This window comes from Streptomyces sp. NPDC051976 (assembly GCF_040680795.1).
Lineage (GTDB): Bacteria > Actinomycetota > Actinomycetes > Streptomycetales > Streptomycetaceae > Actinacidiphila.
In genome coordinates this window covers 351827-376406 of sequence record NZ_JBFAXL010000002.1, presented here as the reverse complement: position 1 = coordinate 376406, position 24580 = coordinate 351827, and the positions used below count along the sequence as shown (strand labels likewise).

Sequence of the window (24580 nt, the reverse complement as noted above, 5' to 3'; positions counted from 1 at the left end):
GTCGCTTGATGTTCGAAATAACCCCGAACATATTTTCATAACTCCCGTTCGACGGCTGACGCTAGTACGCAGGCAGGCAGCCTGCCACCCTCGTCCCCCGGATGTTTCGGTCAACGTTTCGGTACCCCGGGGTGCTGCTGTGCAGCAATCGCCACCGGATGCCGACGACTTCTTCACATCAATTCGAACGGCCTTTCCTGACGCGGTGATTCGCCGGTTGATCACGAGGCGGACATACCTGCGAGTTACGATTTCCCGGCGCCCTCGGCGGCGGATTCCGGCGGGCGGGTGTGCATCTTCTGCGTGCATGCTGTGCAGGTATGCGGAGAGCAGGGTTCCGCTCCGTGGGAAGGGTCACAGGGCGGTGGTGTGACGCTCTCGCGCCCTCATCCGCCCCGCAGCACCCCGGGCAGTTGCTCGCGGCCGTCGATGCCGAGCTTGCGGTAGGCGTTGGTGAGGTGGACCTCGACGGTGCGCAGCCCCACCAGCAGGTGCTCGGCCAGCTCCCGGTTGGTCCTGCCCTCCGCGGCGAGCGTCGCGGTCCGCAGCTCGGCGGCGGTCAGCGCGGCAACGCCCTCGGCGCCCGGTACCGACTTCGGCGGCCGGCCCCCCGACGCGGACAGTTCGATACGGGCCCGCCGCGCGGGCTCCTCGCAGCCGCAGCTCTGCGCGAGTTCGAGCGCCGCGCGCAGCGCCCGCCGGGCCGGGACGGCCCGCTTGGCCCGGCCCAGCGCCACTCCGTACTCCGTCAGCGACCTGGCCAGTTCGAGCCGGGCGGGCGAACGCTCCAGTACGGAGACGGACTTCTCCAGCGCGGCCAGTCCCTCGGAGCCGCCGAGCGCGCGGCCCAGCGCGCGCAGCGCCACGCCCAGCGGGCCGGGTGTACCCCACTGGCGGGCCAGTTCGACCGTCTCGGCGGCCTGGCGGCGGGCCTCGTTGGTCTCGCCGAGGTGCAGCAGCGCGGCGGCGGCGTCCGCGCGCCAGGCGCTGACGGCGGGGTTGTCCACGGTCCACGACGGCAGCCGGCCGCCCGCCGTCAGCAGGTCCCGTACGCCCTCGGCGGGTTGTCCGGCGGCGGCGCGCAACCGGCCGCGGGCCAGCAGCAGGGCCGTGCCCGCCCAGGTCGCGGGTATCTCACCGGGCAGGTCCGCCCGGGCGAGCAGTGCGGCCGCCTCGGTGTACTCGCCCGCGTCGACCAGGATGTCCACCAGCCGGGCCAGGTACTCCACGGCCGTCCCGTCGCCGGGCGGCGCCCCGCACCCGGCCAGCAGAGCGAGCGCGGCGCGGGCGTCCTCGGCGGCGGCGGGCAGCCTGCCGAGCCGGTGGGTCAGTGTCGCCCGCAGCGAGCGGGCGGCGGCCAGGCACGGCCGGTGGTCCCAGCGGGCGGCCTGCTTCACCAGCGCGTCGCAGCGCTCCACGGCGTCCTCGACCCGGCCCGCCTGCCCCAGCACCAGCACCGCGCGCAGCACCGACGCCATGGTGGCGGGGGTCACCGGCAGTGCCCCGAGGGCCTGTTCGGCCTGCGCCGCCGCCCGTGACCGCGATCTGCCCGCCCAGGCGGTGCGCAGTGCCACCAGGCTCAGATACCGGCCCTCGTCCGCCCCGCCCTTCGTGTCGGGCCTGCGCGACCCGGCGAGCGCGTCGGCAGCGGCGGCGCCGCTCGCCGCGCACCCCAGCCACAGCTCCGCCTCCGCCGTCCCGCCCGGCGCCCCCGCGCCTCGCAGCAGTTCCGCCGCCTCGTCGCGACGGCCGAGGGTCAGCAGCACCTCGGCCAACTCCCGTACGACCCCGGCCTGTTGCTCAGGTGGCGCCGGGAAGCGGGTGGCGGCGGTCAGGTGCGCGACGGCGGCGGGCAGGTCGTGGTGGGCCGCCGTGTGACCCAACTCCCGCAGCACGGCCGCGCGTTCGGGGAGCGCCAGGGGTTCGTCCAGGGCGCGGGTGAGGACGGCGGTGGCAGCCGCCGGTTCACCGCGGGTGAGGGCGGTGGCGGCAGCGGCGCGCAAGGTGGCGGGTGCCCAGGGCTGGGCGGGGGCCGCCAGGTCCATGAGCTGCCGGGCCACCCGTTCCTCGGGCGCGCCGGTCTCCCGCAGCACGCGGGCGGCCTCCGCCCGCAGCGCCTGCAACTCCGCGTACGGCACCTGCCCCAGCACCGCGCCCCGCACCAGCGGCTGGGCGAACGCCACCGCCGTATCCGCCGCGGGGAGCCCCGCCGCATCCCGCGCACCCGCCGCGTCGAGCGCCACCGCACCCCGCGCGCCCGGCGCGACCAGCACGCCCGCCGCGTCGAGCGCCGCCGTGACCTCCCTGACCACCGCGGGCGTGGCGGCGCAGAGGGCGGCCACCCGGTCCGGGTCGGCCTCGGCGCCGAGTACGGCCACGGCCCGGGCGACTGCCAGCGCGTGCGGCGACACCCGGCGCAGCCGGGCATGCACGGCGGCGGCCAGCCGCGGTACGGCGATCTCGTCGAGTACGTCCGTCACGTCCGCGGTGGGCGGCACCGCCGCGTCCCGCAGCGCCGCGGCCAGCTCGGTGACCGCCAGCGGACTGCCGCCGGTCACCCGGAGCAGAGCGGCGGTGAAGGCCGGATCCGGCGCCGCGCCGAGGCACCGCTCCACCAGCACCGCCGCCTCCTGGGCGCCCAGCGCCGCGGGCCGCAGCTCGACCGCGCTGTCGACGAGCAGCTCGTCCAGTACGGCGGGGTCGGCGCACGGCTCACCCGGGCAGAGCGTCAGCAGTACGGCGATCCGCGCGTGGTCCACGCGCCCCGGCAGCGCGCTCAGCCAGCGCAGCGACTCCCGGTCGAGCAACTGGACGTCGTCCACCGCGACCAGCACCGGCGCCCGGGCCGCGAGGGCGGCCAGCTCCCGGTGCAGCGCCATCAACTGGGCGGCCTGGTCCGAGGCGTCCGCCCCCGCGCCCGGCGCCACCGGCGCGAACAACCGGCCGGTCAGCCCGAAGGGCAGCTCCCGCTCGGAGGCGATACCGCGCGCCGTCAGCACGGTGAACCCCGCGCCCCGCGCCCTCCGTACCGTCTCCAGGAGCAGCGCGGTCCGCCCCGCACCGGCGCCCGCTCTGACCACCACCACCCGGCCCGCGCCCCGGGCGGCCCCGTCCAGCGCCGCCCCGATCCTGGACAGCTCCCTGCCACGGCCGACCAGCTCCGACTGGGCCGTCTCCATGCAGTACCCATTCCCGCGGCCGGGCCTCACCGCGGCGGCCGACCGCACCGCCGCCCCGACCCCGTCACCTCGAAGGACACACCCGGCCCCACTCCCCGCCAGGTCTTCGTCCCCCCACCCGCACACCCCGGGCACCCACCCGGGGCGGCCACCATAGCGCTCCCGGCCCGCCCCGGGGCCCATGGGGCTCCCCGTACTCCTGAGAATGCGAAAACGGACAAACGCCCACATGCTGGGAGGGAAATGCGTTCCCTGACGGAGGGCGAATCATGTCCATGCTCGACAAGCTCAAAGGCATGCTGAAGGGCCACGAGGAGCAGGCTCAGAAGGGTGTCGAGAAGGCCGGCGACGCGGTCGACCAGAAGACGCAGGGCAAGTACAGCGGCCAGGTCGACTCGGCGCAGGAGAAGCTCAACGACCAGTTGGGCAACCGTCCCCCGAGCGAGCCGCAGTAGTCCTCCGCCCGTGTGCCACGAGCCCGCGACCCCGTGTCAGACGGGGTCACGGGCCGGTGGCGTGCCCGGCGGAAGCGGGGCTCAGGTCCAGCGGTAGAGCTCCTTGAGGCGGTTGACGACCAGGTTGAAGCGGCCGCGGTCGAGGGCGCAGGCCTCGCGGCGCATGCCGTCCTCGTGGAGGCGCAGGACGCGGTCGACGCTGACCCAGGACTCGCGGTTCTCGCGGTCCCAGGGTCCGGTGCCGATCGCGACCCACTCGCGGTCGTGGTCGTGGCGCTTGCTGGAGAGCTGGACGGCGAGCAGGGTGCCGGTCGCCTCGCGGGCGACGACGAGCACCGGGCGGTCCTTGCCGCGGCCGTCGTTCTCCTCGAACGGCACCCAGGTCCAGACGATTTCACCGGGGTCGGGGGCGCCGTCGTGGTCGGGGGCGTACGAGGTGTGCACCCGGCCGACCTCGCGGGGCGCCGCCTCGGTGGTGGCGGTCGGACCGCTGCGGCCGGGGAAGTCGGCGTCGTGGTCCTGGGAGCTGGAGTAGGTCGTCATCCCGATGACGGTAGAGGCAGCGCGGCGCGGCCCGCCGCCCGGGTACCCCCGGGCCGCGGGCCGGACGGCGGCGCCTCACCAGCGCGCGTGCACCTGGCCGCGGATACGGCGGTCGTACAGCTCGCGCACCGCGTCCAGGGTGGCGTCGGGCAGCGGCGCGAGGCCGGCGGCGGACGCGTTCGCACGAGCCTGGTCGACCGAGCGGGCGCCGGGGATGACCGAACTGACCCCCGGCTGCTGGATGATCCACCGCAGCGCGGTCTGGGCGGGCGTGGCGCCCTCGGGGGCCAGCGCGGCGAATTCGGCCGCCGCGTCCAGGCCCGTCCCGAAGTCCACACCGGAGAAGGTCTCGCCCTGGTCGAACGCCTCGCCGTGCCGGTTGTAGGTGCGGTGGTCGTCCGCCGCGAAGACCGTCTCCCGGGTGTACTTGCCGGTGAGCAGCCCGGAGGCGAGCGGCACCCGGGCGATGATCCCGACCCCGGCCGCCGCGGCCGCGGGCAGCACCCGCTCCAGCGGCTTGAGCCGGAAGGGGTTGAGGATGATCTGCACGCTCGCCACCCCCGGCCGGGCGATCGCGGCCAGCGCCTCGTCGCAGGTCTCCACGCTCACCGCGTAGGCGGCGACGCGCTTCTCGGCGACCAGGGTGTCGAGGGCGTCGAAGACCTCGTCGGAGGAGTAGACGGCGGTCGGCGGGCAGTGCAGTTGGACCAGGTCCAGGGTGTCCACGCCCAGATTCGCCCGCGAACGGTCGTTCCACGCACGGAAGTTGTCCAGCACGTAGTTGGCCGGGAGCTGTTCTGCGCGGCGGCCCATCTTGGTGGCGACGAACACCGAGGCGTCGGGCCGCTCCTTGAGATAGCGCCCGATCAACTGCTCGCTGCGGCCGTCGCCGTACACGTCCGCGGTGTCGAAGAACGTCACCCCGGACTCCACGGCGGCGTCCAGCACGGCGACCGCGTCCTGCTCGCGTACGTCGCCCCAGTCCGCGCCGAGCTGCCATGTCCCCAGGCCCACCACGGACACGTCACGGCCGGTACGGCCCAACACTCGCTGTTCCATACGGTCGATCCTAAGCGGGTCCGGCTCCCCGACGCGGACTACGCGGAGGCCAGCGTGCGGGCGGTCTCCCGCAGCGCGCGGTGCAGGTCGCGGTGCGGGGTGCCCGGCGGGAGCCAGTCCTTGCGGATCTTCGACAGCGCCGTGTAGTTGGTGTCGCAGACGTTGGCGAGCGGCGACTCCCCGGCCTGGGTGAGGAACTGGTAGGCGTCCAGCTCCGCGAAGCCGTAGTCGCGCTCCAGCCACCGCACCATGTCGAGCTGGGCGATCCGGAAGGCGTCCTCCAGCGGGCGGGCCGAGCCGGTGGACATCAGATACGTGTCGGACTCCAGCCGCGGCCAGGGCGTCGCCACCCCCTTGAGCAACTCCACGACGACCACGGTGTTCATGGCGCACTCCACCGCCACCCCGCAGGTCTCGCCCTCGCCCTGCCGGGCGTGCCCGTCGCCCAGGCTGAGCAGCGCGCCCTCGACGTTGACGCCCAGATAGCAGGTGGTGCCGACGCGCATCTCGGGCGTGTCCATGTTGCCGCCGTGCGCGTCGGGTACCAGGGCGGAGCGCACCTCCAGGTTGGCCGGGGCGACCCCGACCGTGCCGTGCATCGGGTCCATCGGCAGCTCCAGCCGGACCCCGCCCTCGCGCGTGGTGAACGCGCAGGTCCGCCGCTTGCGGTCCAGCTCCCACATCCACACCACCTCGGGCAGCGGCGGCTGCAGCGTGGCGGTGGTGTGCGTGGAGGTGAGAGCGCCGAAGAGCGGCACGGTCGTGGAGGCGGCCCAGTCCCTCGCCGGTTCGATCGACACGAAGTGCACCGCGACGGTGTCGCCGGGCTCCGCGCCCACCACGTAGAAGGGACCGGTCTGCGGGTTGAGGTACGGGAACTCGCAGACCCGCGAGACCAGGTCGTCCGCCGACCGCACACGGCCCGCGAAGCAGTCCTCGGTGAAGAGGTCCAGCACGGTGCCCGGCGTGATTCTGGCCACCGGCTCCGCCCCGCCGAACGTCCAGGCGTACGCGCCCGGCTCCGGCCGTACCGTCACGATCCTCGGGTCGCTCATGAACGGTCAGCGTAGGCGCCGCACCCCGGCCCCGGAAGGAAGCGGCGAAGGTGGCGGTGGCGGATCCGGACGGTTCGCGGTCACCTGACCACTTACGGTGATGATTCACCCCGCCGCGGGGCCCGAGGCGCGGGCGTACGCTCGAAAGGGAGGGTGCGAGCCACTCAGGACAGAGCGAGGTGTGTGCTCATGGCTGGCTTCGGCGCACGGCACGGGGACGCCCCGGCGGAGCCGCAGGACGTCAGGCACCGGCGGGCACTCATTCTGAGCGAGATCGCCGCCGAGGGGCCGGTGAGACTGTTCCGGGCCCTGCGCGAGGCCGCCTCCGGCGATGACGACGCGGCGGGGATCCGGGTCTCCGCACTGGTGCGCGCACTGCCCGGCAGGGGCGCCATCAACTGCCACGAACTGCTGCTCCGCGCCCACATCAAGGAGACGGGGCTGGCAGGGGACCTGACAGCCGACCAGCGGGTCGCCCTGGTCGGCGTGCTCGACCGCGCCCAGTACGTCCGCGAACACCGGTCGCCGAGCGCCGCCTGACCCCCTGGCCTGGGCACTTGCCTTCGAGAGCACTCCAAGGTGTTGCCTGGCCCCATGAAGTACACGCAGCTCGGACGCACCGGACTCAGGGTCAGCCGCCTCGTCCTCGGCACGATGAACTTCGGTTCCTACGCCGACGAGTCGGACAGCCACACGATCATGGACACCGCGCTGGACGCGGGCATCAACTTCTTCGACACCGCGAACATCTACGGCACGGACGAACACAAGGGCCTCACCGAGGAGTTCGTCGGAAGCTGGTTCGCCAAGGGCGGGGACCGCAGGGACAAGGTGGTGCTGGCCACCAAGCTCTACGGCACCATGACGCCGGGCACGCCGTGGCACGAGGAGGCGTGGCCCAACCACCACAAGCTCAGCGCGCTCAACATCCGGCGCGAGGTGGAGGCGAGCCTGCGGCGGCTCGGCACCGACCACATCGATGTCTACCAGTTCCACCACATCGACCGGGCGACGCCCTGGGACGAGATCTGGCAGGCGATCGACGTCCTCATCGCCCAGGGCAAGATCCTCTACGCCGCGTCGAGCAACTTCGCGGGCTGGCACATCGCGCAGGCCAACGAGACCGCCGCGCGCACCGGCCGGGTCGGCCTGGTCAGCGAGCAGTGCCTGTACAACCTGGCGGAGCGCCGGGCCGAGATGGAGGTCATCCCGGCGGCGCGCGAGTACGGCGTGGGGATCATCCCGTGGTCGCCGCTGGGCCAGGGCCTGCTGGGCGGCGCGCTGCGCAAGGAGCGGGAGGGCGGCGGCACCCGCACCAGCGTGGGGCGGTCGGCCAGGGGACTCGGCGACCCGGTGGTACACGAACGGGTGCGGCAGTACGAGGACCTGCTCGCCAAGCACGGGCTGGAGCCGGGCGAGGTCGCGCTCGCGTGGCTGCTGACCCGGCCGGGGGTGACCGGGCCGATCATCGGGCCGCGCACCGCCGGGCAGTTCGACTCGGCGCTGCGCGCGGTGGACCTGGAGCTGACCGGCGAACTGCTGGACGCGCTGGACGAGATCTTCCCGGGCCCGGGCCCGTCTCCCGAGGCTTTCGCCTGGTAGCCGGACCCGGACCGCGAGGACACGCCCCGCGTCACGCCCGTCGGCGGCCTGTCAGGAGGCCGACGGGCTCGCGCTCGACGAGGGGCGGCCGGACGGGCGCTGCGGGAGCAGCGCCTTGCAGGTGTCGTACGCCTTGGCCGTCTTCGGGTCCGAGGTGTTGAGGCCGCGCAGGGCGCCGAAACCGCCGCCGTTGCGGCTCCCGGGGCTCGCGGACGCGGACGGCAGCACCACGCCGTGGTCCTTGAGGCAGCTGGTGAACGCCTTGAAGGCGGTGCTGTTGCCGCCGCCGCGCTGGCCGTTGAACTGCGGGCGCAGCGAGGCGCACGCCTGTATCGCCTTCTGGGTGGCGGGGTCGGCGGACGCCCCGCCGAAACCGCCGAAGCCGCCGCCGAAGCCGCCGCCGCGCCGCCCGGTGCCGCTCGGCCGGTCGCTGGGCCGGGCGGACGGGCGGGCGCCGGGGCTGAAGCTCGGCAGCTTCACCCCGTGCTGCGACAGGCAGTTGCGGTAGGCGTCCATCGCCTGCGCGTTCTTGCCGTTGGTGCCGCTGCTGCCGGACGCCGAGGGCGCCACCGAGTTCGACGCCTTCGGCGACGAGCTGGACGAGCAGGCGGTGAGCAGCAGCGCGGCGGAGGTGAGGACGGCGACGGACGCGCCTGCCCGCAGCGCGGTACGCCGCGCCGTTCGCGGCGCGGACGGCCGTGGGGTGGTCCAGGTCATGTCCGGGTCTCCTCGGGAGGCGGGGCTTTCGGGTCGTGCGGCGAAGCCACCCGCGCGCACGCGCGGGACGGCGGGTGCGCTCAGGTGGCGGCCACGACTGAACCGCACGGGGATAGGGACTCCCGGGGCACTGGCTGTGAGTTCCCGGGGAGTACGCGGCCCGGACCCGCCGCTTCCGCACCCGAACGGGTCCGCTCTCCGCACTTCCGTCCGATTTACCACGACTGTGCCCGGCGTCACGCGCCCTCGGGCTCCCAGGGAACTCCCAGGAATCTCCCAGGGCTTCAAAGGCGTGCGCGACCAGGATGCGCGGCATGAAGGTGCTCCCACGGCGGCGCAGGGCCGCCCTGATCAACTCGGTGCTCGGCGTGGTGGTCCTCGCGGGCGCCGGCGGCGCCTACGCGGCGGTGCACGACGACGGCACCAGTTCCGCTCGCGGCACGGGCGCCCGCGTGGTGACCGTCTCCAAGGGCACGGTGCTCGCCACGGTGTCCGGCTCGGGCACGCTCGCCTCGCCCAGCGACGCCGGGGTGAACTTCACCACCGGCGGCACGCTCACCGAGGTCGACGTCAAGCCGGGCGACAAGGTCACCGCGGGCCAGGTGCTCGGCAAGGTCGACCCGACGGCCGCGAAGGAGACGCTCCAGCAGGACGAGGCGTCGCTGACCGCCGCCCAGGCCAATCTGACCAAGGTGGAGGCGGGCGAGCCGGTCTCCACCAACACCAACTCCGGCTCGGGGTCCGGCTCCAGCGGCTCGGGCTCCGGTTCCGGCCGCGGCGCCGCCGCCACACCGTCCCCGACCCCCTCCCCGGTCTACACCGTCGACCCGGCGCAACTCGCCTCGGCCCAGGCCCAGTTGACCCAGGCGCAGAACGCCGTCGACGCCGCCCAGCGGGCAGTGGACGGCTGTGTGCTGAAGTCTCCGTCCTCGGGCACGGTCGCCTCGGTGTCCGCGGCGAAGGGCCAGACGGTCTCGGGCACGGGCGGCAGCGCTTCCTCGGGCGGCGGCTCGGGCTCCGGGTCCGGCTCGGGCTCCGGCGGCTCGTCCTCGTCCTCGTCCGGCAGTTCCAGCAGCAGCGCGCTCAGCGGCTTCGTCGTCCTGACCAACCCCACGGGAATGCAGGTCACCGCCGACTTCTCGGAGGCCGACGCGCTCAAGGTCAAGACCGGTCAGGCGGCCACCGTCACACTGAACGCCGAGACCGGCACCGTACTCAACGCCAAGGTGCTGTCGGTCAGTTCGCTGCCGGTCAGCAGCGGCTCGGGCTCCGGCTCCGGCGGCGGGTCGAGCAGCGCGGTGCAGTACGCGGCCACGCTCGCCATCACCAGCCCGACCGCGAATCTGCGCACCGGGCTGAGCGCCAGCATCCAGGTCGTCACCGGTGAGGCGTCCGGCGCGCTCAACGTGCCGACCGCAGCGGTCTCCGGCACCGGCGCGAACCGTACGGTCACGGTGGTCGACAAGGACGGCAGCACCACCCGTACCCCCGTCACGGTCGGGGTGGAGGGCGACTCCGCCGACCAGATCACCAGCGGGCTGACCGAGGGCCAGCAGGTGCAGATCGCCACGGTCGCCTCCACCGGCAACGGCGGCTTCCCCAGCGGCGCGTTCCCCGGCGGGCTCGGTGGCGGCGGCTTGCGCACCGGCGGCGGTGGCGGTGGCTTCCGTACCGGCGGCGGCGCGGGTGGCCGCGGATGATCCCCGCGCTGCGACAGCGGCTCCGGCTGCCGGGGCACGCCCCGCGGCCCGAGTCCTCCCCGGCCGGCGGCCCGGCCGGGGAGCCGGACGACGGCCCCTGGGGCCCGCCCCCGGTGATCGAGGTGCGGTCGCTGCTCAAGACGTACGGGCACGGCGACGCCGCGGTCCGCGCGCTCGGCGGTCCGCCCGACCCCGTCACCGGGGTCACGCCCGGTGTCGACCTGCTGGTCGAACAGGGCGACATGGTGGCGGTGATGGGCAGTTCCGGCTCCGGCAAGTCGACGCTGATGAATATCCTGGGCTGCCTCGACGTCCCCACCGAGGGGCGCTACCTCCTCGACGGCATCGACGTCGGCGGTCTCGACGAGCACCAGCTCTCGCTGGTCAGGAACCGCAAGATCGGCTTCGTCTTCCAGTCGTTCAACCTGGTGCCGCGTACCCCCGCGCTGGCGCAGGTCGAACTCCCGCTCGCCTACGCCGGGGTGAAGACCGCCGAGCGGCGGCGGCGCGCGCTGGCGGCACTCTCGCTGGTCGGCCTGGCCGACCGCGTCGACCACCGGCCCAACGAACTGTCCGGCGGCCAGCAGCAGCGGGTGGCGGTGGCGCGGGCGCTGGTCACGGCGCCCGCGATGCTGCTCGCCGACGAGCCGACCGGCAACCTGGACAGCCACAGCACCGAGGAGGTGCTCGCCATCGTCGACCGGCTCAACGCCTCGGGGCGCACCGTCGTGCTCATCACCCACGAGGACGAGGTGGCCCGGCACGCCAAGCGGGTCATCCGGCTGGTCGACGGCCAGATCGTCGAGGACGTCCGGCAGGCGCCGGTGGACGGCCCGCCGCCCGCACTGCGCCACCCCGCCGACTTCGCGGCGCACTCCCCGCACGCCCTGCACGCCCCGCACGCCCCCCAGGCGCTGACGGCGGGCGGCGCGGGCCGCCACCGCGGCGCCGACTCCGTGCGAGGTGAGCTGCGGTGAACCCGTTCGAGACGCTGCGGTTCGCCTTCGGCGGGCTCGCCGCGAACAAGGTCCGCTCCGGGCTGACGATGCTGGGCGTGCTGATCGGTGTGGCCGCGGTCATCCTGCTACTCGCCGTCGGCAACGGCTCCTCCCAGGCGGTCAAGGACTCCATCGAGAAGCTCGGCACCAACTCGCTGACCATCTCCTCGGGTTCGGGCTTCGGCGGCGGTGGCGGCCGGTCGGGGTCCTCCTCGACCGCCACCAAGCCGCTGACCGTGGACGACGCGCGGGCGCTGGCCGACCCGGCCTCCGCGCCCGACATCGAGTCGGTCGCCCCCGAGGTCACCTCGTCCTCCCAGACGGCGATCTACGAGGGCACCTCGCACGCCGTCGGCCAGGTCGTCGGCACCTACCCCGCCTACTTCAAGGCGTCCAACAGCAAGGTCGCCAAGGGCGACTACTTCAGCGCCGACGACGTGCTCAACTCCCGCAAGGTGGCGGTGATCGGCTCCACGACGGCCACCGACCTGTTCGGCACGGCGAGCCCGGTCGGCAGGAAAGTGGTGCTCGGCGGCACCCCGTTCACCGTGGTCGGTGTGCTGGAGACCAAGGGCGGTACCGGCTTCCAGGACCCCGACGACGTCGTGATCGCGCCGCTGCCGACCGTGCAGAACGCCTTCACCGGCTTCGGCGCGCTCAGCCAGATCCTGGTGGAGGCCACGTCGGCGTCCGCCACCACTCCGGCGCAGAACGAGATCACCACCGTCCTGATGGGCACCCATGGTCTGAAGGACCCCAACTCGCTGGACTTCCGGGTCAGCAGCCAGGCGTCCCTGCTCACCACCCAGGCGTCCACCAACAAGACGTTCACGGTGCTGCTGGGCGCGGTCGCCGCGATCTCGCTGCTGGTCGGCGGCATCGGCATCACCAACATCATGCTGGTGACGGTGACCGAGCGGACCCGGGAGATCGGTATCCGCAAGGCGATCGGCGCGCCCAAGGGCGTCATCCTCGGGCAGTTCCTGGCCGAGTCGACGCTGCTGTCGCTGGTCGGCGGCGGGCTGGGGGTGGTGGCCGGGCTGATCGGCTCCCACTTCAAGATCGTCGGCATCAAACCGGTGATCATCCCGGAGTCGGTGGTCGGCGCCTTCGCCATCGCCGTGGCCATCGGGCTCTTCTTCGGCAGCTACCCGGCCAACCGGGCGGCGAGCCTGCGGCCCATCGAGGCGCTGAGGCACGAGTGAGCCCGGCCCTGAAGCGCGTGGGGCGCACGAGCGTGAGCACCCGCAGTCAAGAACGCAGCGACAGTCACAGGGAGAAGCGGACATGGCGCGACGCCGCACCGAACTAGTGAAGGCCACCGCCGACACGACCGAACTGACGCCGTTCAGCGAGGCGTTCGGCGAGGTGGAACTGGTGGCGGACCCCGGTCTGCCCGCCGCCTCCGACACGCTGGAGGCCCATCCGGAGGAGATCCTGGCCGAGCCCCCGGACGCCCGGGACATCTCGGCCGAGCTGGCCGCGCCGCCGCGCCGCAAGCTGCCGTGGCTGACGCTGCTGCTGTCGGCGGGCGTGGTCGCCGCGGCCGCCTTCGCCGGTGGCGCCTTGGTGGAGAAGAACCACCTCCAGTCCTCGCCCACCGCGAGCCGCGGCACCTTCGGCGGCGGCACGGGCGGCGGCACCCGCACCGGGGCCACCGGCGGAACCGGCACCGCGCGCACCGGCGGCACCGGCCTGCCCGGCGCGACCGGCGGAGCCGGTGGGACCGGGGGCAACGGCGGCTCCGGTGTGACCATCGGCACCATCAAGCTGGTCGACGGCAACACGATCTACGTCACCGACGCCCAGGGCAACATCGTCAAGGTCACCACCGGCGGCTCCACCAAGGTCACCGAGTCCAAGAGCGGCAAGGTCTCCGATCTGCAGCCGGGCCAGAGCGTGACCGTCCGCGGCAGCCAGAACTCCTCCGGTGACGTCGCCGCGACGACCGTCACGGAAGGCGGCCTGACCGGGGGCGGCTTCGGCGGGTTCGGGGGCTTCGGCGGCAACCGCGGCGGCGGCACCGGAGCGGCCGGAGGAACCGGAGGATCAAATTCCGGAAGCTGACGCCACTCTCACAGGGCAGGGGCGTACGGTGCTGCGGCCGGTCCGTACGACCGCGGGAACGGACCAGGAGGAAGCCATGGACACCCCCGAGGCCAGCCTGCTGGTCGTCGACGACGAACCCAACATCAGGGAGCTGCTCTCGGCCTCCCTGCGCTTCGTCGGCTTCAAGGTCGTCTCCGCGGCCTCGGGCGCCGACGCGCTGGCCGCCGTCGCCCGCGAGCGCCCCGACCTGGTCGTACTCGACGTGATGCTGCCGGACATGTCCGGCTTCGCGGTGGTGCGGCGGCTGCGCGAGGAGTCGGACCCGCTCAGCCGGTCGGCGGCCGGCGCCCCCGACCGGCTCCCGGTGCTCTTCCTCACCGCCAAGGACGGCGTGGACGACAAGATCAGCGGGCTGACGGCGGGCGGCGACGACTACGTCACCAAGCCGTTCAGCCTGGAGGAGCTGATCGCCCGCATCCGGGCGATCCTGCGCCGCACCGGCGGCCCCACCGACGACGGGCGGCTGGTCGCGGGCGACCTGGAGCTGGACCCGGTCGGCCACCAGGTGCTGCGCGCCGGGCGGCCGGTCTCGCTGTCCCCCACCGAGTTCAAGCTGCTCGCCTATCTGATGGCCAACGCCGACCGCGTGGTGTCCAAGCTGCAGATCCTCGACCACGTGTGGGCGTACGACTTCGGCGGCGACCTCAGCATCGTCGAGTCGTACATCTCCTACGTGCGCCGCAAGGTGGACTCCGGCGCGGACGGCGCCGCCAAGCTGATCCACACCGTGCGCGGGGTCGGCTACGTCCTGCGCCGCCCGCAGGGCCAGGGCTGACCTCCCGATGCGCCGCCCGGCCGCCCTGTCACTGCCCCGGATCTGCCTGCGACGGCTGCGGTTCGCCCGGCTCCGGCGGCTGCGGCACGTCCGGTTGTCCGCCCTGTCGCTGCGCTCCCGGCTGGTGCTGCTGGCGATGGTGCTGGTGACGCTGGGTCTCGCGGTCAGCGACACGGTGGTGCTGGGCTCGGTACGCGGCCAGCTGGTGGACCGCGTCGACCAGCAACTCCAGCGGTACGGCCAGCCGCTGGCCGCGCGGCTCGGCACCGACGGGGTGCCCGCGCCGCGCTACGTACGGCCGGGGTCCGGCAATCCGCGGCCGTGGCTGCCGAGCCAGTTCGTGGTGGCCTTCGCGGCGGCCGACGGCACGGTCTCCGACCAGTTCCGGCTGCCGGTGGCGGCGGGCGACCCGCGCCCGCTGTGGCCGGTGATGGACGCCGCCACCCTCGCCGCGCGCCTGGACAAGCCCTTCGACGTGTCCAGCGACCACGGCGGCGGCCGCTGGCGGGTGCTCATCGTGCCGGTCTCCGCCACCGCCACCACCCGCTCCGCGCGCCCCCCGGCCGCGCCCCGGCCGCGCACCACCCCCCTTCCCGCGGGCGTCGTCGTCGCCGCGTCCCTGGACGAGGTGTCGTCCACCACCGACCGGCTGAGCAACGCCTTCCTGCTGATCGGCGCGGTGGTCGCGGTGGCGCTGGGCGTCGCGGGCTGGTTCGCGGTACGGGCCGGGCTGCGGCCGCTGCGGCGGATCGAGGCGACGGCGGCGGAGATCGCCGCGGGGCGCCCGCTGTCGCACCGGATGCCCGCGGTGGCCTCCCGTACCGAGGCCGGACGGCTCTCCTCCGCGCTGAACGGCATGCTGGCCCAGATCGAGTCGGCGTTCGCGGCCCGCGCGGAGTCCGAGAAGCAGATGCGGCGCTTCGTCGCCGACGCCAGCCACGAACTGCGCACCCCGCTCGCGGGGATCCGCGGCTTCGCCGAGCTGTACCGGATGGGCGCGCTGCCCGACGAGGCGGACGTGCGGCGCACGATGGCGAGGATCGAGAGCGAGTCGATACGGCTCGGCGGTCTGGTGGAGGACCTGCTGACGCTGGTGCGGATGGACGAGCAGCGGCCGGTCCAGCTCGCCCCGATGGACCTGCGCACGCTGGCCGTCGACGCCCTGCACGACACCACGGCGCTCGACCCGACCCGCAGCGTCTCGCTGACCGGGCCCGGCGGCCCCGGCACCTCCCCGGGCGCCGCGCCGGTCCTGGGCGACGAGGCCCGGCTGCGGCAGGTCGTCGCCAACCTGGTCGGCAACGCCGTCGCCCACACCCCGCCCGGCACCCCGGTACGCATCGGTGTCGGCACCACCGACGGCCACGGTGTGCTGGAGGTCGCCGACGCGGGCCCCGGCCTCACCCCCGACCAGGCCGCCCGGGTCTTCGAGCGCTTCTACCGCGTCGACGCCTCCCGCAGCCGCCACCAGGGCGGGGGCGCGGGCCTCGGCCTGTCCATCGCCTCCGCCCTGGTCACCGCCCACCAGGGCGAGGTGGAGCTGGAGACGACCCCGGGCGAGGGCGCGCTCTTCCGGGTCCGGCTCCCCTCGGCCCGCCAGCCCTGACGCCGGGCCCTTCCTTGCCTGTGGCCTTGCGCCTGGCCGTCCGCTTGTCCGGGCGCGCCCGGCCCAGCAGGATGCCGGTCAGCACCAGCGCTAGGCCCGCGCACTGCCGCAAGGTGAGCACCTCCCCGGCGACCAGCGTCCCCAGCAGCACGCCCGTGACCGGGTTGAGCAGCCCGACGAGCCCCACGGTGGCGACCGGCAGATGCCGTAGCCCCGAGAACCAGGCGGCGAAGGCGACGGCGGTGGCCACCACGGTGACGTAGCCGAAGCCCAGGACGGCGGGGACGTCCAGGGCGGGCGGTGCGCCCTCGGTGGCGGCGGCGAAGGGCAGGAGCAGCAGGCCGCCCGCCACGAGCTGCCAGGACGTCGAGGCGAGGACGTTCACCTCGCGGCTCCACCGCTTGGCGAGGATGTAGCCGCAGGACGACAGCAGCATGGCGCTGACCGACGCGAGCACCCCGAGCCCGTCGACGGCGGTCGGCCCGGTGAGCAGCATCAGGCACACCCCGCCGAGGCCGACGGCGGCGCCCACCAGGTGCCGTGGACGCGGCCGTTCGGAGATCAGTGCCCAGGCGATCACCATCATGACCAGCGGTGACGTCGCCATGATGGACGAGGCGACACTGGTGGGCAGACGCTGGGCGGCGAGATAGACCAGCGCGAAGAAGCCGCCCATGTTGAGCACCCCGAGCACCGCGCTCTTCCACCACCAGGCGCCGTGCGGCCGCTCCCGGCAGACCGCCAGCAGCGCGAGACCGGCGGGCAGCGCGCGGATCGCGCCCCCGTAGAGCGGCTGCCCTTCCGGCAGGAACTGGTGGGTGACGTAGTAGGTGGTGCCCCACGCGACGGGGGCCACCGCCGTGACCATCGACCACCGCAGATTACCTTCCATGGAAGACATTATAGCTTCCCAGGAAGATACAATGGGAGCCATGGAGCCGACCACGGAGCAGGCCGCGCAGCAGCCGCCGCTCGACCACGTCGCCCGTATCCAGGCCGCGTGGGCCCGGGAGCGCCCCGACCTCGATGTGAGCCCCCAGGGCGTGATCGGCCGGCTGCACCGCCTCGCCGGGCTCCTCACCGAGCAGCTCTGCCTCGTCTACCGCCGGTACGGCCTGAGCGAGGGCGAGTTCGACGTCCTCGCCACCCTGCGCCGCACCGGAGCCCCGTACGAACGCGCGCCCGGCGAACTCGCCGCCCACACCATGGTCACCACCGGCGCCATGACCAAGCGCGTCGACCGCCTCGAACGCGCGGGCCTGGTCACCCGCCGCCGCTCCGCCGCCGACGGCCGCGGCCGCGTGGTCGCCCTCACCGACGCGGGCCGCCAGCTCATCGACCGCGCCTTCACCGACCACATGCACAACGAACAACGCCTTCTGTCCGCGCTCCCCCCGCAGGAGGCCGCCGCGTTGGAGAGGCTGCTCACCACCTGGCTGGCGGAGGTCGAGCCGCCGCAGGACCAACACCCGTCGCCCTGACGGCGATCGGGGGCCGCGGGGATCGCGCGGCTCCCTGACTCGCCTGCCCTCAAGCCCAGTTGCCAGAGCCACCCCGAACACCCCCGCGTCCTCCCGCAGTTGCTCCCCCGGATCGCCCGCAAACGGTCGCGGAATTCCGTTTCCGCATTCCCCAACTCCCCTTTCCCCAAGAAATAACGATTCTTCGCGTGTCGCGCGCGTCGGGTGTTTGCGAGCCGTTCCGGACGCGGTTAGAAAGCCGCCATAGGGTGGTTTTCCCGGGGTTGGAAGAAGAGGGGGACGCGATGCTGCCGGAGGCCGACTCCGCCGCCATTGAGCCGGGGGTCATGACAAGAGGCACCCGTTCGTTCGAGGTGCCCGATTTCCTGGATCCGGTGCTGGCCCGGGAGATCTCGGAGTTTCTGTCCGGCGGTATGCCGGAGGACTGGTGGTTCGCGAGCCTGCTGCCTGACCCGGTCAGCGGCGGCCGGGTCGACCACCGCAACACCCCCGGTATCGCGCCGACGCTGGCGGGGCTGCGCGCGCACGCCCGGCAGGTCTTCGCCGCGGGCGGCTTCGCCCACTTCTTCTACCGGACGGCGCCCCATCTCGCCGGTTGCCACTGCCCGGTCTGCCGGGTCATCGCGGTCATGGAGGACCCGCGCACGATCGCCAGGATCGGTACGGCGATCGGCAGGGAGCTGCGCACGTCCGGCGGCTTCTTCTGCAGCAAGTACGTGCCGGGGTGCTTTCTGTCGCCGCACACCGACAGCCACAACGGGGTGATCGCCGCCGTCTACAACGTCACCCGGGACTGGCGCCCGCAGTACGGCGGGCTGCTCCACGTACTCGACGACGCGGGCGACGAGGTGGCGCAGGTCTTCACACCGACGTTCAACACGCTGGTTCTGCTCGATCTCCCGGATACCAGGGGAACGCTGCATTTCGTGTCCGAGGTCGCGCCCGGTATCGACGTTCCGCGCGTGGCAGTGAGCGGTTGGTATCGCTGAATACCCGGGCGATGCGTCGCGCCCCCTTGTGCGCCCCCGCGCACGCCAGGCTATTCGGTTGACGGAGGACATCAGGTGGAGATCAACAGCACCAGAATCGTGACGAGGGCGGCCGCTTCCGCCCTGAATGAATTGCGGACCCGGGAATACTCCACGGCACGTGAATTCGAAGTGCTCAGGCCGGACCTGCTCGAATGGGACGAGCACGACGACAAGGGCGCCATCGTCGGCGTGTGGTGCGGCGAGCGGATGGTGGCGACGATGCGCGCGCTGGTGGTGGCGGACCGGGCCACCGCCGAGTCCCTCATGACGTGCAGCGTCGACCTCGACGACGCCCACTTCCCCGCCCTGGTGCTCGGCCGCGGCGCCACGGCGCACAGCCACCGCGGCCATGGGCTCAACTCCCTGCTCAGAGTGCACTTCCTGCGGACCTGTCTCGACGAGGGCGGCACGCTCCCGGGCGAACTCCCCGTCGCCTCGGCGCTCGGACTCGCCTACGAGGGCGCCCCGCGGCTGCGCCTGATGCGGGAGCTGGGCTACGCCCTCCACCGGCCGGAACACGTCTGGGACCCGGAGGCCCGCGAGCTGACGCCGGCCCTGCTGGCCGTGCTTCCCCGGACCTCCTTCCCGGCCGCTCTGACCCGGCTGACCGCCCTGTCCACCCCCCTGGAACGCGACTTCCCCTGGTCAGGCCCTCGACTCCTGATGCCCGCGCCCCTGACGGCCGTGACCCCACAGCCGCTCCCCGCCGAGCCGTCACGATGAGCGGCCCGGCGCACGGCAAGGTGCGCGGGGGTACGGGCGGCACGGTGGGCGCCACACGAAGCGCCAAGGGCGAAGGCAAGGCGACCGGCAGGGGGAGCGCGGCAGGCACAGGCGGTGAGGCGCGCGCCACGCGAAGCGGCAAGGCGACCGGCACGGTCACCGTCGCGGTGACCGCCAAGGGCGGCGGCACAGCGACCCGCAGGGGGAGCGCCATGACGACCGCGAAAGCGACCCGTAAGCCCACCACGGCAACCGGCAAGTCGAGCCGGACGGCGACCGGCACGGCGGGAACGGGGGCGAGCGCGTCCGCCGCGCGGAAGCGGAAGCGGGCGGGCGACGCGGACGGCCCACCCCAGGGGGCGCCCACCGTGCTCGTGCTCACGGAAGCCGGGCAACAGGGGGCGGACAGCGCCGAGTTCGTGCGGCGGCTCACCGACCTGGGGCTGACGGTTGTGGAGGCGGCGAGCGACGCGCTGTCCTTCCGGGGCGGACCGCTGCTGCGCGACGCCGAGTTGGTGACGGGCGGACGGCGCCCGGTCGCGCTGCCGCCGAGCGCCCCGCGCCCCGACATCGTGCTGGAGTACCCCGCCCCACGAGCGGGCTCCGCGGTCGCGAAGGCGTTCCCCGGCGCGGTCCTGTGCCGTCCGCCGGACTCGCTACTCGCCGACACCCGCGACCTCCTCACCCTCCTCGGCCCCCGCACGGCCGCTCTGCGCCGCGCCGCCCTCTGGCCGGACCAGGCCGACGCGCGCTGCGTGGTCTTCCGTGACCGCGAGCGTCACGCGCTCGCCGTCGTGCCTGTCGCGGGCGGCGCGGGCCACGCGCCCGTCGTAAGCCACGTGCGCGAAGTGCCCGTCCCGGGCGACTTGGGCGACGTAAGCAAGGTGGGTATCGAGCCCGGCGTGGGCCACGTGGGCGCCGTGAGCGCCGAGCCCGTCGTCGGCCATGTGGGCGCCGCGAGCGCCGAGCCCGGCGTGGGCCGCGCGTCCGACGTGAACATCGAGCCCGTCGTGCCCGTCGTCGGCCACGTGGGCGCCGCGAGCGCCGAGCCCGGCGTGGGCCACGTGAGCGCCGTGGCCGTCGAGCCCGTCCGGGGTCACGCGTCCGACGTGAGCATCGTGCCCGTCGAGCCCGTCCGGGGCCACGCGCCCGACGGGTGGCGGGCCCGGCTCGCGCCTCTGCTTGCCGACGGCTGCCCGGTCGAGGCGACGCCGGTTGCCGTCGTCCTGGGCGCGCCGCATGTGGTGCGGCTGCTGGTCACCCTCGATCCCGCCGCGTCGGTGGTGGACGTGCACGCGGAGGCGGCGACGCGGGCGGTGCCCGCGCTGGAGGGGACGGCGGGCGCCGCCGAGGTGTTCGCGGCGCTGGCTCGGCAGACGGCGCCCGGCGGCGTGAAGTGGCGGCCTGTCCCGGCCGAGGAAGTGCCGCCCGGTGCGCGGCGGGTGGCCGCTGAGGTGGGGCAGGCGCTGCTGGACCGCCCCGACCTCACGTGCGGCGCGGACAGCGGCCGCCTACTGCCGGTGGCGGCGGTCCACGTCCTGTGCGACGGGACGCCGTCCCGGCCGCCGGTCCTCGATGTGCGCTGGGTCACCGTCGCCGTCGAAGCGCCCGACCAGGGCGGCGCGTTGGAGGGCTGGCTCACCACCGCCCTGGCCCGGCGGCCCCGGCGCCCGGCGCCCCTGCTGCGGCTCCCGCGCCCGGCCACCGACGATCCGACCACCGCCGCCGATGTCCACCCGCTCGCACCGCTGTTCCCGACCCTCGGCGACGAGACGGGCCTCGTCGCCACCCGCCCGCACCAGGGCGCCCAGGTGCTCCATCTCGACCCGGATCTCGTGGGTCCCGACGGCAGCCACGACGAGGACGCGCTGACCGCCTGCCTCGCCCGGAGCACGGACCTTCGGGCGCCGCTGACCTCGACCGGCGAAACCCGCTTCGTGGAGCCCGGCGTGGGACGCACCTACCTGGTCGGCGGCGTCCGGCTGTCCGGGCGCCCCGAGTTGCTCGACTTCGCGGTGACGGGCGGCGGCCTGACGCCGTACAGCGCGGGCGGGTTCGTCTCGGTGGGCTCGCCGATCACCGGCCGTACCGCGCTGGTACGGGCCCGCCACCGGCAGTCGTGCGCCGCGCGCCTGGAGCGGGCCGGCGGCCGGACCAGCGCGGTGCTCGCGGTCATCGGCCTGCCCGACGAGAGCCTGCGGATGCCGGACGGCACGCTGAGCCCGGCGGCCATGATCTTGCGCGGCTTCCGCAGCCTGTTCCGCGTACGCCAACTCGACCCCGTCGCGCCCTTCTACCAGAGCCTGCAGCACGCCTCCGTCCTCGGCACCGCCCTGCTGCCGCCGCACCTGGACGTCGGACTCGCCGCGGAGCACTCCCCCGAGGCGCTGCTGCGGGCGCTGGACACCTACGCCGACGGGTTCGACGACGTACGCCGCGTCCTGTGGCCCCGCCCGGCCGCCGATGCCGCCGACGAGGCGGCCCGCGCGATCCGCCGCGCGCTCGTCGCCGCCTACGCGCCCGTCCTGCTGGACGTGGTGCGCCGCCGGCTGGCGGTGGAGCTGGGCCGCGACCCCGACGCGGACCCGGTGCACACGTCGGAGTACGTGGCGTGGTTCGCCGCCACGATGGGGCGGCAACTCGCGCTCTGGCACGGGCTGCGCTTCCTGCACGACTACCACCAGCCGGGGCTGAGCCGCCCCAGCGGCCTGGTCACGCTGGTGGAGAGCAACGTCACGCTGCTCGCCGAGTTCCCCGACCTCGACACGGCGATCTTCGTCGACGACGCCGCGGACGCCGCCGCGCTGCAGCTCACCCCGCGGGACGTCGCCGTACTGAGAGCGGGCTTCGAGCATTTCCACGCCCGCGAGGTCGAGTCGGCGCGGGCCGTGGTGCGCACCCTGAGCCTGGCCGTCAGCGGCTGCGACACGAGCACCGCGGGCTGGGCCGACGCCCTGTTCACCGACGCCTACACGACGGCGCGAGGTGCCGCATGACCTGGACCATGACCTGGACGGACCCGCGCCGCCCGAGCCCCGCACCCGACGTCCGGCGCGTGGGTGCGGCCGTCGACGCGTGGCTGCGCGGCATCCCGTACCGCGATCTGCCGCTCGCCAGGACCGTACTGGAACGGGCGCTGCTCGACGCCGGGGTCGGCGCCGCGGCGGCCACCGCCGTCTCGCTGGTGCCGCGGCATCCCTGGGTGCCCGACGCGGCCTGGCGGCTGGCCCATGTCCCGGACCTCGCGCACCCGTTGCTGCCGTCGCCGCTGGCCGCCGCGCGCGCCCTGGACGCGCTCGGGGCGACCGACGGCGAGCACCTCCTCGTGGTGGAGCGCCGCACCGGGTGGACCACGCTCGTGGCGGGCGCGTACGCGGCGCTCACGGGGAGCCGCGCCGCTACGGCCGCGGCGCTGACGGACGCCGACGCGGCACTGGCCGTACCGCTCGCGGCACTTGGGGTGGAGACGGCGGCGGCGCACCCGCCGCCCGTGGGGTCGGACACGGGATCCGCCGCGGGGGCGAGAGCGGCATCCGCCGCCGGGTTCGCCGCCGCATCCGTCCGCTTCGACGCCGTCCTCGCCTTCGGTGAGCGCCCCGATCCCGCGCTGATCGGTCCGCGGGGCCGGGCGGTGTGGACGGACGCGGCGGCGGGGCGGATCCGCCGGCTGGAACGCAATCCCCTGTCCTGGCGCCTGGTCGATCTCGGCCCCGCCCATGAGTTCTTCGAGGTGGCCCGATGACCCTGACCCTCGCCTACGCCGGTTATCTGGAGAAGGTCGCCGCCTCGCCGGAGGGCGCCGCCATCAAGCGCCGGGCCGCGGAGCACCTCGCGCTGCGGCCCGGTGACAGCGTGATCGACGTGGGCTGCGGTCCCGCCGTGGACACCGTCCCCTTCGCCTCGCTGGTGGGTCCGACCGGCCGGGTGACCGGTGTCGACCTCGACGCGGAGATGGTGCGCAAGGCCGAACGGATCGCCGTGGAGCGCGGGGTGGGCGGCTGGGTCGGTCACGCGGTCGCGTCCGCCGCGCCCCTGGCGTATCCCGACGGCTCCTTCGACGCGTGGCACAGCGAGCGCCTGCTGCAACACCTTCCCGGGAAACAGCCGTTGGCCGCGCTGCGCGAGGCGTACCGGGTGCTGCGGCCGGGCGGGCGGCTCGTGGTGGTCGACACGGACTGGGGGACGCTGTCGCTCGCCACGGACACCCCGGTCCTCGAACGGCGGCTGGTGCAGACGCATCTGACCCGCTTCGCCAACGGATACGCGGGCCGCACGCTGCCGCGGCTGGTCCGGCAGGCGGGTCTGCTGCGTACGGCGGTGGAGTCCTTCGCGGTGACCCTGTCATCCACCAGCGTCGACTATCTGCTGGCCCCCACCGAGCAGTTGGCGCTGGCCCACCATGTCCTCACCCCGCTCGAATGGCACGTGTGGCGCCGCGGTCTGGCGGACTACCGGTCGACGGGTGAGGACTTCGCGACGGTGGTCATGACGCTCGTCGCCGCGCGGCGGCCATGACCGGGGCCGCCGAGGCCGCGCGCCGGACGCTGGTGGCGCGCAGCCTCGACCGCCACGCGCCCGCGCTGCTGGCCGACGGCTCGGGTGATGTGGTGGCCGTCGGCGTGGGCACACCGGTGCGGCGCGGCGTGCGCCGCGTGGAGCCGTGCGTGACGGTCTTCGTCCGCCGCAAGCTGCCGCCGCGGCTGCTGTCGCGGTCGCGGTTGCTGCCGCGTTCGCTCACCGCCGTGGACGGCACCGAGCTCGGCGTCGACGTCCTCGAACTCGGCGTGCCCACCGCGCCGCCGCCCCTCGCCGTCCCCGTCGCGTCCATGCCGTCCGTGCCGACCGCGGGGCTGCGCGGCCGGGTCCGGCCGGGCCGGGGCGGATCGAGCGCCGCGCACTGGCGCTTTCCCGCCGGGACGCTCACCTGCGGCGTCGTCGACGCCACCGACCTCAGGACCGTCTATGCGCTGTCGTGCAACCACGTCTTCGGGCAGATGGGCGGCGCCGTCTTCGGCGATCCGGTGCTGCAGCCGTGCCGGCTGGACGGCGGCACCCTCACCGACGCCGTCGGCGGCTTCACCCGGTCCGCCCCGCTCGTCTTCGGCGGCGGCACCGCCCAGCTCGCCGACGCCTCGCTCGCGTACTGCCCCGGGGACGTCGTCCCCGGGGAGATCGAGGGCGTGGGTCCGGTCGACGGCCAGCGCGAGGCCGCCGATCTACGGCCCGGCGAATGGGTGTTCAAGGTGGGCCGCACGACCGGGCTCACCTACGGACAGGTCCTGGCGACCGGCGCCTGGGCCCGTATCGACTACTCCGCACTGGGTTTCCGCGACCGCTCGGTGCTCTACCGGGGCCAGATCGTCACCACGGGCATGGGGGCGTACGGCGACTCCGGGAGCCTCCTGCTCGACCTCGACCGGCGCGGTGTCGGACTGCTCTTCTCCGGCGGCCACGGAGGCACGCTGCACAACCCGCTCGCCGCCGTCACCGCCCTCCTCGACGTGTTCATCCCCGCCCGCCGTCCGGGCGGGCCACCCCCCAATTGAC

General features: G+C 74.1%; 22 protein-coding genes. 16 read left to right on the top strand and 6 right to left on the bottom strand.

Going from position 1 to position 24580, the window contains the following annotated elements; all coding sequences use genetic code 11:
* Positions 1-386 precede the first annotated feature (386 nt).
* Positions 387-3179, bottom strand: coding sequence for a LuxR family transcriptional regulator (locus AB0M29_RS04030; RefSeq protein WP_365378462.1), 2793 nt, complete (start codon positions 3177-3179; stop codon positions 387-389).
* Positions 3180-3448: 269 nt separating this feature from the next.
* Between AB0M29_RS04030 and AB0M29_RS04025 the strand changes: the two genes are divergently transcribed.
* Positions 3449-3634: an antitoxin gene (locus AB0M29_RS04025; protein WP_365378458.1), complete on the top strand. Its 186-nt coding sequence runs from the start codon at positions 3449-3451 to the stop codon at positions 3632-3634.
* An 81-nt stretch (positions 3635-3715) separates the two neighbouring features.
* On the opposite strand, the gene AB0M29_RS04020 is transcribed toward AB0M29_RS04025, so the two are convergent.
* From AB0M29_RS04020 to AB0M29_RS04010, 3 genes are all read right to left on the bottom strand, one after another.
* A complete protein-coding gene (locus AB0M29_RS04020; protein ID WP_365378456.1) occupies positions 3716-4177 on the bottom strand; it encodes a type II toxin-antitoxin system PemK/MazF family toxin in 462 nt (153 codons plus the stop codon).
* Positions 4178-4252: 75 nt separating this feature from the next.
* Entirely contained in the window at positions 4253-5236 is a 984-nt protein-coding gene (locus AB0M29_RS04015) for an aldo/keto reductase (RefSeq protein ID WP_365378453.1), read from the bottom strand.
* Between the two features lie 38 nt (positions 5237-5274).
* On the bottom strand, positions 5275-6291 hold the full coding sequence (locus tag AB0M29_RS04010) for an acetamidase/formamidase family protein (RefSeq protein WP_365378450.1): 1017 nt from the start codon (positions 6289-6291) through the stop codon (positions 5275-5277).
* 189 nt (positions 6292-6480) lie between these two features.
* Between AB0M29_RS04010 and AB0M29_RS04005 the strand changes: the two genes are divergently transcribed.
* Together AB0M29_RS04005 and AB0M29_RS04000 are read left to right on the top strand one after the other, a co-directional pair.
* Positions 6481-6831: a hypothetical protein gene (locus AB0M29_RS04005; RefSeq protein WP_365378447.1), complete on the top strand. Its 351-nt coding sequence runs from the start codon at positions 6481-6483 to the stop codon at positions 6829-6831.
* Positions 6832-6885: 54 nt separating this feature from the next.
* Positions 6886-7893, top strand: a complete 1008-nt coding sequence (locus AB0M29_RS04000) for an aldo/keto reductase (protein WP_365378444.1) — start codon at positions 6886-6888, stop codon at positions 7891-7893.
* 51 nt (positions 7894-7944) lie between these two features.
* Here the strand turns inward: AB0M29_RS04000 and AB0M29_RS03995 are convergent, their stop codons facing one another.
* Positions 7945-8610 carry a hypothetical protein gene (locus AB0M29_RS03995; RefSeq protein ID WP_365378442.1) on the bottom strand — a complete coding sequence of 222 codons (666 nt, stop codon included), beginning with the start codon at positions 8608-8610 and terminating at the stop codon, positions 7945-7947.
* A 314-nt stretch (positions 8611-8924) separates the two neighbouring features.
* Here AB0M29_RS03995 and AB0M29_RS03990 point away from each other — a divergent pair, with 314 nt between their 5' ends.
* The 6 genes from AB0M29_RS03990 to AB0M29_RS03965 all read left to right on the top strand — a co-directional run bounded on the left by AB0M29_RS03990 (position 8925) and on the right by AB0M29_RS03965 (position 15798).
* Positions 8925-10310, top strand: coding sequence for a biotin/lipoyl-binding protein (locus AB0M29_RS03990; RefSeq protein ID WP_365378439.1), 1386 nt, complete (start codon positions 8925-8927; stop codon positions 10308-10310).
* On the top strand, positions 10307-11287 hold the full coding sequence (locus AB0M29_RS03985) for an ABC transporter ATP-binding protein (RefSeq protein WP_365378437.1): 981 nt from the start codon (positions 10307-10309) through the stop codon (positions 11285-11287). Before AB0M29_RS03990 ends, AB0M29_RS03985 begins: the two co-directional genes overlap by 4 nt.
* On the top strand, positions 11284-12513 hold the full coding sequence (locus tag AB0M29_RS03980) for an ABC transporter permease (RefSeq protein WP_365378435.1): 1230 nt from the start codon (positions 11284-11286) through the stop codon (positions 12511-12513). Before AB0M29_RS03985 ends, AB0M29_RS03980 begins: the two co-directional genes overlap by 4 nt.
* A gap of 82 nt (positions 12514-12595) precedes the next feature.
* Positions 12596-13375, top strand: coding sequence for a hypothetical protein (locus AB0M29_RS03975; protein WP_365378432.1), 780 nt, complete (start codon positions 12596-12598; stop codon positions 13373-13375).
* A gap of 76 nt (positions 13376-13451) precedes the next feature.
* Complete coding sequence (locus tag AB0M29_RS03970; RefSeq protein WP_365378429.1) at positions 13452-14192, top strand: response regulator transcription factor; 741 nt, start codon at positions 13452-13454, stop codon at positions 14190-14192.
* Positions 14193-14199: 7 nt separating this feature from the next.
* Entirely contained in the window at positions 14200-15798 is a 1599-nt protein-coding gene (locus AB0M29_RS03965; RefSeq protein ID WP_365378426.1) for a HAMP domain-containing sensor histidine kinase, read from the top strand.
* Here the strand turns inward: AB0M29_RS03965 and AB0M29_RS03960 are convergent.
* Positions 15707-16690, bottom strand: coding sequence for an EamA family transporter (locus tag AB0M29_RS03960; RefSeq protein ID WP_365378424.1), 984 nt, complete (start codon positions 16688-16690; stop codon positions 15707-15709). The genes AB0M29_RS03965 and AB0M29_RS03960 overlap by 92 nt on opposite strands.
* A gap of 40 nt (positions 16691-16730) precedes the next feature.
* On the opposite strand from AB0M29_RS03960, the gene AB0M29_RS03955 reads away from it, so the two are divergent.
* The 7 genes from AB0M29_RS03955 (at position 16731) to AB0M29_RS03925 (ending at position 24579) form a co-directional block, all read left to right on the top strand.
* A complete protein-coding gene (locus AB0M29_RS03955) occupies positions 16731-17279 on the top strand; it encodes a MarR family transcriptional regulator (RefSeq protein ID WP_365378421.1) in 549 nt (182 codons plus the stop codon).
* Between the two features lie 188 nt (positions 17280-17467).
* Entirely contained in the window at positions 17468-18268 is an 801-nt protein-coding gene (locus AB0M29_RS03950; protein ID WP_365378419.1) for a 2OG-Fe(II) oxygenase family protein, read from the top strand.
* 75 nt (positions 18269-18343) lie between these two features.
* Entirely contained in the window at positions 18344-19033 is a 690-nt protein-coding gene (locus AB0M29_RS03945) for a hypothetical protein (RefSeq protein ID WP_365378417.1), read from the top strand.
* A gap of 44 nt (positions 19034-19077) precedes the next feature.
* On the top strand, positions 19078-22029 hold the full coding sequence (locus AB0M29_RS03940) for a hypothetical protein (protein ID WP_365378415.1): 2952 nt from the start codon (positions 19078-19080) through the stop codon (positions 22027-22029).
* Positions 22026-22775 carry a hypothetical protein gene (locus AB0M29_RS03935; protein ID WP_365378412.1) on the top strand — a complete coding sequence of 250 codons (750 nt, stop codon included), beginning with the start codon at positions 22026-22028 and terminating at the stop codon, positions 22773-22775. Before AB0M29_RS03940 ends, AB0M29_RS03935 begins: the two co-directional genes overlap by 4 nt.
* The gene (locus AB0M29_RS03930) at positions 22772-23548 is read left to right on the top strand and encodes a methyltransferase domain-containing protein (RefSeq protein WP_365378410.1); all 777 of its coding nucleotides are present in this window, start codon (positions 22772-22774) and stop codon (positions 23546-23548) included. Before AB0M29_RS03935 ends, AB0M29_RS03930 begins: the two co-directional genes overlap by 4 nt.
* Positions 23545-24579 carry a hypothetical protein gene (locus tag AB0M29_RS03925; RefSeq protein WP_365378407.1) on the top strand — a complete coding sequence of 345 codons (1035 nt, stop codon included), beginning with the start codon at positions 23545-23547 and terminating at the stop codon, positions 24577-24579. The genes AB0M29_RS03930 and AB0M29_RS03925 overlap by 4 nt, the downstream gene beginning before the upstream one ends.
* The last annotated feature ends 1 nt before the right edge of the window (position 24580 follow it).

Excerpts from the sequence above, each read along its gene's own strand:
- AB0M29_RS04030 (WP_365378462.1), bottom strand. The coding sequence starts at position 3,179 with ATGGAGACGGCCCAGTCGGAGCTGGTCGGCCGTGGCAGGGAGCTGTCC.
- AB0M29_RS04025 (WP_365378458.1), top strand. The coding sequence starts at position 3,449 with ATGTCCATGCTCGACAAGCTCAAAGGCATGCTGAAGGGCCACGAGGAG.
- AB0M29_RS04020 (WP_365378456.1), bottom strand. The coding sequence starts at position 4,177 with ATGACGACCTACTCCAGCTCCCAGGACCACGACGCCGACTTCCCCGGC.
- AB0M29_RS04015 (WP_365378453.1), bottom strand. The coding sequence starts at position 5,236 with ATGGAACAGCGAGTGTTGGGCCGTACCGGCCGTGACGTGTCCGTGGTG.
- AB0M29_RS04010 (WP_365378450.1), bottom strand. The coding sequence starts at position 6,291 with ATGAGCGACCCGAGGATCGTGACGGTACGGCCGGAGCCGGGCGCGTAC.
- AB0M29_RS04005 (WP_365378447.1), top strand. The coding sequence starts at position 6,481 with ATGGCTGGCTTCGGCGCACGGCACGGGGACGCCCCGGCGGAGCCGCAG.
- AB0M29_RS04000 (WP_365378444.1), top strand. The coding sequence starts at position 6,886 with ATGAAGTACACGCAGCTCGGACGCACCGGACTCAGGGTCAGCCGCCTC.
- AB0M29_RS03995 (WP_365378442.1), bottom strand. The coding sequence starts at position 8,610 with ATGACCTGGACCACCCCACGGCCGTCCGCGCCGCGAACGGCGCGGCGT.
- AB0M29_RS03990 (WP_365378439.1), top strand. The coding sequence starts at position 8,925 with ATGAAGGTGCTCCCACGGCGGCGCAGGGCCGCCCTGATCAACTCGGTG.
- AB0M29_RS03985 (WP_365378437.1), top strand. The coding sequence starts at position 10,307 with ATGATCCCCGCGCTGCGACAGCGGCTCCGGCTGCCGGGGCACGCCCCG.
- AB0M29_RS03975 (WP_365378432.1), top strand. The coding sequence starts at position 12,596 with ATGGCGCGACGCCGCACCGAACTAGTGAAGGCCACCGCCGACACGACC.
- AB0M29_RS03970 (WP_365378429.1), top strand. The coding sequence starts at position 13,452 with ATGGACACCCCCGAGGCCAGCCTGCTGGTCGTCGACGACGAACCCAAC.
- AB0M29_RS03965 (WP_365378426.1), top strand. The coding sequence starts at position 14,200 with ATGCGCCGCCCGGCCGCCCTGTCACTGCCCCGGATCTGCCTGCGACGG.
- AB0M29_RS03960 (WP_365378424.1), bottom strand. The coding sequence starts at position 16,690 with ATGGAAGGTAATCTGCGGTGGTCGATGGTCACGGCGGTGGCCCCCGTC.
- AB0M29_RS03955 (WP_365378421.1), top strand. The coding sequence starts at position 16,731 with ATGGAGCCGACCACGGAGCAGGCCGCGCAGCAGCCGCCGCTCGACCAC.
- AB0M29_RS03935 (WP_365378412.1), top strand. The coding sequence starts at position 22,026 with ATGACCTGGACCATGACCTGGACGGACCCGCGCCGCCCGAGCCCCGCA.
- AB0M29_RS03930 (WP_365378410.1), top strand. The coding sequence starts at position 22,772 with ATGACCCTGACCCTCGCCTACGCCGGTTATCTGGAGAAGGTCGCCGCC.
- AB0M29_RS03925 (WP_365378407.1), top strand. The coding sequence starts at position 23,545 with ATGACCGGGGCCGCCGAGGCCGCGCGCCGGACGCTGGTGGCGCGCAGC.